The sequence below is a fragment of the Hydrogenophaga flava NBRC 102514 genome, from assembly GCF_001571145.1.
Lineage (GTDB): Bacteria > Pseudomonadota > Gammaproteobacteria > Burkholderiales > Burkholderiaceae_C > Hydrogenophaga > Hydrogenophaga flava.
Window position 1 is genome coordinate 43751 of sequence record NZ_BCTF01000033.1, and the last position, 7926, is coordinate 51676.

Consider the following 7926-nt stretch of genomic DNA (forward strand, 5'->3'; position numbering starts at 1 on the left):
ATGGCCGCGAACCACAGGGGCGCGGGGCGCAGCCCGCAGAGCCCGACGGCGGTACGCCGGGACGCAATCAATTGCTTGAAACGCATCGGCCAGGAAAAGCTTTTAACCTCTGAACAGTTCAAGGAGCGGGTCATGCGTTCGGGTAATCTTCTCTGGAAACCGCATCAACAAATCTCGGGGAGCCCTCTTGAAAACAGCTTTGTTCGTCGATTTCGATAACGTGTACTCCGGCCTGAGACGCATCAGCACACAAGGCGCAGATCGGCTGGCCCGACAACCGGCCAAGTGGCTGCAGTGGCTCACAGACAACCTGCCCACGGCAGGAGCGAACGCAGAAGCGACTGGCAATCGCAGGGTGCTGGTGCGCCGCTGCTACTTGAACCCGGTCATGTTCAACCAGTTCAGGCGCCCTTTTCATGAGGCAGGCTTTGAAATCGTCGATTGCCCACCGACCACCGCGTCCGGAAAAACCAGCACGGACATCCACTTGGTACTGGACACGATAGACGCCCTGCAGGACTCGACGCACTTCGACGAGTTCGTCGTTTTTTCCGCCGACGCAGACTTTTCACCCTTGCCGCGCCGTTTGCGACGACACGATCGGCGCACCATCATCTTTGCGGCTGGTGCCATGTCGGAGTCCTACAAGGCCGCGGCCGATGCCGTGATCGACATCCCCACGTTCATTCGGGAGGCCCTCCAACTGGTCGAGGATGACTCCGACGCTGACACCGATCAAGTTTTCGATCCTGGCTCGCAATCCCTTCGCCTGGGCGAGTTTCGGAAAAAAGCTGAAGGATCGATACGCCGTCTGGTTCTGGATGCTGCAGATCCTGTCTCGTTGGCAAAGCTGGCCCAACAGTTGCAGCGAGAAGTCCCTGGACTGAAGGATTCCCAGTGGGCGGGCGCGGGCACCTTTGGAGCCCTGATTCGTCAACTGTCTCCTGCAGGAGTGCACTTCGACTTCAAAGAAGAACTGGCATTCGACCTCGTTCGGAGGGAGAAAGCCATCGCGAGACCGACAAGCCTTTTGCCACCACCGTCGCTGGCCGAGCCTAATGGAACGGCAAACAAACCCAAATCGGCGGAAGCACAGGAAGCATCATCCATGTCGAGCGAACAACTCGATGACGCTGCCATCCGCCATATCCGCCAATGGATGAGTGCAGCCCAGCGCCCCCTGCACTTCTCGACCCTGGGCACCGAACTCAGGAAGGCGCTGCCGCAGTTGGTGGACGGATGGAATGGCGCTCCGACATTGGCCGGATACCTTCAACGGCTTGCGCTGGAGCCGCTCATGCGGGGCTCGCTGGAAGATGGTTCAACCTTTGTCCTTTATGACCCAGAGCGGCATCAAGCACCCGCTGGCGTCGTTGGAGACACACTGGTTTCGTCGATGCTTCGCGCAACCGAACTGCCAGCGATACGCGCCCAGGATTTCGCACGCATCCTGTACCACGCACGCCTGCATATGGGTCAAGAAGAACCCTTCGAGATCGCCGCAGTCAGTCGGAAAGTCTCAGAGTCGCTCGCGGCTGAGAACCGACATGTCCCGACCAAGCGCGTTGCGGCCGTCCTCCAAGCCTTGATCTTTGGAGGCCTCGACACCACCAAAGCCTTTTCCGATCCGCAGGACCTGATTACCGCGGCGATGGGAGTGATTTTGTCGGCGTGGTCGCGTGAGACTCAAGTCCAGGCGGACGATGAGGCACGACAGCGCCTCATTTCTTGGCTTGCGGCGACAGGCTTTTCCGCGCCGACCGAGAGCTGAGACAGTTTTGAGAGCAGCCCCACACCATCCAGGCGCTGATAGTTCAGGCATCAAGTTATCGATTCCTTCTCGGGCTATGACCACCACCAGAACCGTAACCACTGCCTGGGCCTTCCGTGCCCGGTTCCGCCGGGGCGCGTTTGGCTGGAAAGGCACTCAGCTGGCCATCGGCCGCATCAACGAAGCCCTGACCGAGATCCGCGCCGTCGCCAGTCACGACCCCGCCTGTGCAGCCGAAGGCGCCGTGCTGCTGCTTGAGAAGCTTTCCCCTGCGCTCTGCCAGATCGACAGCTCATCGGGCACCCTTGGCAATGCCACCTACGCCACGGTCCAGGAACTGGCGCCCCTGATCAGCCATGCGCCCGTGAGCACCAACGTGCGCCAGAAATGGCTCGACCGCCTGTTCGAGGCCATTCAGGAAGACGATCCCCCCTACATCGAATCCCTCGGTGATCACTGGGGCGACCTGTGCTCCACAAAGGCACTGGCCTCCACCTGGTCCGACCAGCTCCTCCCGACCCTGAAGAATGTCTTGCGAGAGCGCAAGCGCGGCACATACGCCTTCTTCTCCGGCACCACCCTCTGCTACAGCGCCCTGTTCAAGGCAGAGCGGCACGATCAGATCATGGAGCTGCTGGACATGGACCCGCGCCCGATCTGGCCCTACCTGGTCTGGGGCGCCAAAGTGCTGGCGACCCGAGGCCAGATCGAGGAAGCCGTCGCCTACCTACGTGAACGCGCAGGCAGCACCACCAGCGAAACCTTTATCGCCCGCTTCGCCGAGGTAGAACTGCTCAAGGCCGGTCGCCGCCCCGAAGCCTTCAACCAGTACGCCCTGCTTGCCAACCAGGCGAACACCCACCTCGCCACCTTCAGGGCCCTCGCCAAAAAGTACCCCGAGCTGGCAAAAGAGAAGCTGCTGGACCACCTGATCGCCTCCACGCCCGGTGAGCCCGGCAAGTGGTTCTCCGCCGCCAAGACCCTAAAGCTGTTCGAGCAGGCCACTCGCCTTGCTTGGGCCTCACCGTGCGACCCCAAAACCCTGAATCGAGCTGCACGCGACCACCTCAAGACCCAGCCGGACTTCGCCATGCAATGTGCGCTGGCCTCTTTGCACTGGATGTCCATGGGCCATGGCTACGAACTCACTGGCATGGACGTGCAGGATGCCCACCGAATCGCCAATGTCGCTGCAAGCGAAGCCCAAAAGACCGAACAAGCCCGATCGATCATCGAACAAGTGCTCGCATCCGACAGACCATCTACTGCGTGGATAAAGCGAGTGCTGTGCATCGTGCTGCAGCCAGCAGAGCAAGGGACATGCGCTTCCCACATTTAGCAATTCTCCCAACATGTGAGTGTTCCCAATCAGGCGGGTATGGTCTCCAGTAGGCTGCTTTTGACAGTTCAACGCTGACTGCAGCCGATCGGGTTATGCCGCCCAATGACAGTCGCCGCCATAACACGCCATTCGTCGTCCTGTGAGGAGACCGACCACTACACCTTGAGCAGCGGCAATTCAACAAATATGGCTCGCATGAGGGACCGAGCGTCTCCTACCCGCCAAGGTGACCGGCTCTTCGCGACCCAATAGTGACATCCGGAGGTGATGCAGTAGATCGCCTTCATGCTGGTGAGGAGGGGAAATTCTCGTGGGTGGTTACGCAGGCGTAAACGGGGCGCTAGTTTCGCGGCACCGTTGAAACGCAGCGATCAAGCCTCGCTTGCCCCCCCCATGTCGCGAACGCCAATGCAGCGGCAGCGAACGTCGCACCAGGGTCCCTACTGTCGAAGCGTTGAACGCCATCGCCGAAGAACACCCACAGCACATCAGCCCTATCGACCTGCCCGGCAAAGCGGTTGGCGCGCGTGATGTCGTCGCTGATAGGCAGACCGGCGACGGAGCGCGCCAATGCGACCGATCCTTCGCCGATTCGCGGCCCCGCATCGCCAATGACAAAGGGTACCGCGATCCTCTTGCGAATGCTGTACGCCACGCCGAAGCTTCCAATTGCCGCGCCGTGCACCGCGATCGACTTCGGCGCCACCGCGGCCGCGATGCGCAGCGGGTTCACGTAGCGCGACTGCTCCGCGCGGTCGCTCACCGTCGCGTCAGCCAGCGAGGTCGGCGAAACGTAGAAGCCGCTTCCGTCGCGCTGCTCGACCGGCTTGACCGACGACACCTTGCGTCCCGCGACCACAGCCGTTCCTTCGCCAAGGATGCCGTACCACTCCACCGCGCCGACGCTGCGATCCATCCAGCCTGCCTGTTCGATGCGGGCGACATCGGTCATGAATTTGCCGGTGCAGGTGGCGTTGTTCTCCGAGCCGTGATAACGCGTGCCGTCAGGCAGCACCACGCGACCGGCATTGCACAGGTGAATCAGAGCGCCGCCTCCTGCGTTGTTCGGGTGATAGGCCTTTGCGTAGCCGTCGATGTTGATGTTCATCTTGGCGAAGGCCGCGATGCCACCGCCGTCGAGCTTCCAGGCTTTGGGCACACCGCCGGCACCGGCCAGCGGTGTGCCGCCGCACTCAGCCCCCGACGCGAGCTGGGCCGCCAGAAGTGCCGACGCCAGGGCAAGAAGCTTCACCGCGCTCATCGCGTCAACACCAAGACCATCAACCACCCCGTGCCCGTCGCAGCCTCCTTCGCCGGCTTGCGCAAGAAGCCCCCTGCCGTCGGCCGCTCGGTCTTCTTGACCGAGTCGCCGAGGTTGCCGCCGACGGAGTCGATAGTGGTCGGGCTGACATGCACGACGACGTCGCAGTGGCTCTCGAAGGCAAAGCGGTCGCTGCCGCCGGTGTTGCCCCATCGCGCGAGCACATCGGCCCACGACTTAATCGGCATCGTGCGGCTGAAGCACACCAGGTCGCCGACGCGCGGCTTGACCCACGCCGGATCACAGGGCAGCTGGCCGTAGACGGCGCGGCCGTCATTGAAGGCGCGAATCGCGCTGCGCATGTAGATCGAGTGCGACGCCGAGCCTTCGAACTCGGAGCTGGAATAGCCGCCGAGCTTGAACATCGTGCTGATGAATACCGCCGACCACGGCACGGCGCTGATGCCCGAGCGCCGCAGCGCCGAGGTGATGCGTGCCTGCCGCTGCGGGTCGGCTGCAAAGGCCCTGCGCACGGCGTTGACCTCGTCCATGTAGGAGGCCTTCGTGGTGCCGTTGGGCCTGCCGCCGGCATCGACGCTGACGCCGAACGGAAAGTGCAGCAACGATTCGTTGCGCGTAGCTACCCAGTACTGGAACACCTTGTCCCAGGTCAGCAGCGGCGTCTCGCTCGAGTCCATGACGAACTTGTCGTCGCTGGCCTCCGTGATCTTGCCTTGGCCGAACTTGGTCCATTCGCCGATCGACAGATCCGCGAGCGCGGCCGAGCGTGCAGGCGACGGAGCTGCGGCCGCGGCCGTGCAGGCCGACTGCAGGCGGCCGAGATCAAGCGCGGCGTTGGCCGGGCTTGATATGGCGCAGGCCGCCAGGGCCAGTGCCGCTGTCGAGTTCAAACGCCGCGCGTTCATCGCTTCTCCTCCGGGCAAGCGCGCAGCGTGAAGACGCCGCAGATATCAACCGGCTTGTCTTGCAGCCCCACGTCACTGGCTTTGAGTCGGCTTTGCGCCACCCAGGCTTCGATCTCGTCGCGCTCAAGCTTGCCGTCGGCGCCGTCGATGTACACCGCCACGTCGTAGCCGGTCTGGAACGAGCGCGCGCCGGGCGACGCTGCGTTGAAGGTGCGCGATGCCAATCGGCGCAGCTGCCACGGCGCGGCGGCCGAAGCGGCCTCGGCCTTAAAGTGATCCACCTGCTCCTTGGTCACGTTGGTGTACTGCAGAGAGCGCTGCAGGAAGAACGCGGCGTCCACTTCGGTGACTTCGCGGCCCGCGGCCTTCCACGCCGCCGCATAGGCCTCCACGGGAGCCAGCCGAACGCCACCGCGGCCGTAGAACACGTCGTCGTAAATCGCACGCACGCGCGCCGAGGTGGCGAGCAGCGCCAACGCAAGCTGCAGGGCGTCGCCGCGCGCGGCGTCCCGCGTCAGCGGCAGCAGCAGCGCCTTCGCGCGCGTACAGCCATCCTTGCCGAGCAAGTCTTCCAGCAATGGAGCCAACAGTTCACCCTCGAAGGCGGCGACCAACAACGGCTGCGTCTGTGCGTCTTCGTTCAGCCGCCCCAGTACGCGCTGCAGCGTGCAACCGTGACCGGCCGTGGCGCGCCATGGTCCCCAGGTGAAAAGCGAGTCGGGGTCGGCGCTGCGGCGGTGGCCGTCTCCTGTGAGGTCCCAGAACGTTCGGTCGTAGTCGGGCGTGAGCGGCGATGCGCGCAGCGCCAGCGCACGCGCACGGTCGAACACCCTGGGCGACGGCTGACCCGTCTCGAGCGCGGCCAGCCGATCGAAGGCCGACGGCCCACTGCCGCCGCCGACGACGGGCTTGCACTTCTGCAGCTGGTTCAGCGCATCGACCGTCGACGTCGTGACGAGGTGCGGCGCGATGCGCAACAGCGCGGCCAGGCTCGGGTCAGCGCCGGCACAACCGTCGAGTTCGCGCGCCAGCGCGAGGCTGTAGTGCGCGACGAAGCCGAAGCGACTGTCGGTCAGCGTCCAATCGACAAGGCGCCCGCCTTGTGGGTACGAAGGAAGCCGCAAGGCACCATCAGCCGCCGCTACGGCCAGTGGCACCACCAGCGCCGCCGAAAGCAACGACACCCCAGCAAAGCGCGACGCGCTCAACAGCAAATGCATCATCCGGTTCCTCTTCCAACAGGTGAGTACATCAATGCGACCTACAAGGCGAATGAATACATCGAATGTTGACCGCAAACGAGCGTTGCTCGCCCAGTACGGCACCAGTTTCTCGCATCGGTACGTCAATAGCAACCATGTCGAGATGCCAGTACCGTCGGATGACGGGCACTAGGTAACCCGGCCAGACATGGCCCTTCTTTCCGGTGGGTGACCCACCTCTTAATGCATCGCAGGCGCTCGGGCAGGATAAGGGATTCAAAGTGATCACACATGACAGGCACCACACTTTGGGCGGAAAGACGTGCCTCACATTTGGAAACTTGGCAGGCGGTCTTCCGGCAGACCGTGTCGCCGGTAGAATTTCTGTAGGCGATTACGTGCAGCATCACCCTGGCGCAGTCCTAGAAAAGTCGCGGCATTCTGCGAGAACAGACGTGAAAGCATTGCATCGCTAAAGCCGATGTTTCGGCGGAAGTACTGATAGACCCGCTCGGTATACCCCTCATAAGCCTTGTCGAGGCCTAGCATCATCCAGTCGGTACCGAACATCAAATGACGGCATTCCGGGTCGAACCGTGAAATCCAGTCACTCATCGTGGCGTCGTACTTCGCCGAATCGGCCGGGTTACGACCTACTATCTCAACCAGATAGCTAATATCCGCATACACAGTTGCGCGCGGATTGCGCTGCAGCCAGCGACCCAGAGTCCACTCCCAGCTCGCCTGCGCACCAGTAGAGCCATCTGGTCTTCCGACTGAAACCGCGTCGAAGGAACCGAAGTGAGCAAGTGCCACGCGTAGCTTTGGCCAGCGGACGAACACATCGAGCCAGTACGCGGGATCGGCGCGATGACTGTAGCCGTCGTTCGCGCCGTTGCTATCGTTGGCGTGAGCGATGATCGCGCCCTCTTCGCGCACGCATTCGTCGAATAGCTTCCCTAAGGAGGCATCTAGCCGACGTCCCAGCGCCGGTGATCCAGCGTGCGGCCGCGGCGCCATACAACCCTCTACAGCCCGATCATCGGGGCCGAGAGACAATAGTCGTTCGACCGCTGCGTTGCGCTCTCCTGGGTAGGTCTGGCATGGGTCAGCGTTACCGATAGCTCGGAAGCCCATGGGCGGGTAGAGCTTCACACCGAGAAAGCCCTCCTCACGCAGTGCCTTGCGTACTAGTGCCAGTGGGTCGTAGCCCTTGAAAATGCCCGCCTCGAAGGCCGCTTGGCGCAGCGGATCGAAGCCGATGTAACCATGAACCGCGGGGCCCTCTGACCGGCGTGCAATGCGTCCCATCACGGTAACCTGCTCAGGAAGCGGTGAAGAACCGCTTCCCTCGATGTACTGGCCAAGCCAGTGGTCATAGTCCACCAACGCGGGGCATAGCAGCGCCACGGTGAACTTCTGTC

The 7926-nt window shown here is 62.7% G+C and carries 6 protein-coding genes; 2 read left to right on the forward strand and 4 right to left on the reverse strand.

The features are described from left to right. The first annotated feature begins 187 nt into the window (after positions 1 to 187). Together HFL01S_RS22150 and HFL01S_RS22155 are read left to right on the forward strand one after the other, a co-directional pair. On the forward strand, positions 188 to 1771 hold the full coding sequence (locus tag HFL01S_RS22150; protein WP_066262888.1) for an NYN domain-containing protein: 1584 nt from the start codon (positions 188 to 190) through the stop codon (positions 1769 to 1771). Positions 1772 to 1847: 76 nt separating this feature from the next. Continuing rightward, positions 1848 to 3110, forward strand: coding sequence for a hypothetical protein (locus HFL01S_RS22155; RefSeq protein WP_157539028.1), 1263 nt, complete (start codon positions 1848 to 1850; stop codon positions 3108 to 3110). A 343-nt stretch (positions 3111 to 3453) separates the two neighbouring features. Here the strand turns inward: HFL01S_RS22155 and HFL01S_RS22160 are convergent, their stop codons facing one another. The 4 genes from HFL01S_RS22160 to HFL01S_RS22175 form a co-directional block, all read right to left on the reverse strand. Next, positions 3454 to 4374: a hypothetical protein gene (locus HFL01S_RS22160; protein ID WP_066262892.1), complete on the reverse strand. Its 921-nt coding sequence runs from the start codon at positions 4372 to 4374 to the stop codon at positions 3454 to 3456. After that, entirely contained in the window at positions 4371 to 5300 is a 930-nt protein-coding gene (locus HFL01S_RS22165) for a DUF2272 domain-containing protein (RefSeq protein ID WP_066262895.1), read from the reverse strand. Before HFL01S_RS22165 ends, HFL01S_RS22160 begins: the two co-directional genes overlap by 4 nt. After that, positions 5297 to 6523 (reverse strand): hypothetical protein, encoded by a 1227-nt coding sequence (locus tag HFL01S_RS22170; protein WP_157539030.1) that lies wholly within the window; start codon positions 6521 to 6523, stop codon positions 5297 to 5299. Before HFL01S_RS22170 ends, HFL01S_RS22165 begins: the two co-directional genes overlap by 4 nt. 306 nt (positions 6524 to 6829) lie before the next feature. Continuing rightward, positions 6830 to 7926: amidohydrolase family protein (locus HFL01S_RS22175; RefSeq protein ID WP_157539032.1), on the reverse strand; the 1097-nt coding region annotated here is incomplete at its 5' end.

Bases quoted from the DNA above. Each gene is read 5' to 3' on its own strand.
- HFL01S_RS22155 (WP_157539028.1), top strand. From the start codon at position 1,848: ATGACCACCACCAGAACCGTAACCACTGCCTGGGCCTTCCGTGCCCGG.
- HFL01S_RS22165 (WP_066262895.1), bottom strand. From the start codon at position 5,300: ATGAACGCGCGGCGTTTGAACTCGACAGCGGCACTGGCCCTGGCGGCC.
- HFL01S_RS22160 (WP_066262892.1), bottom strand. From the start codon at position 4,374: ATGAGCGCGGTGAAGCTTCTTGCCCTGGCGTCGGCACTTCTGGCGGCC.
- HFL01S_RS22170 (WP_157539030.1), bottom strand. From the start codon at position 6,523: ATGATGCATTTGCTGTTGAGCGCGTCGCGCTTTGCTGGGGTGTCGTTG.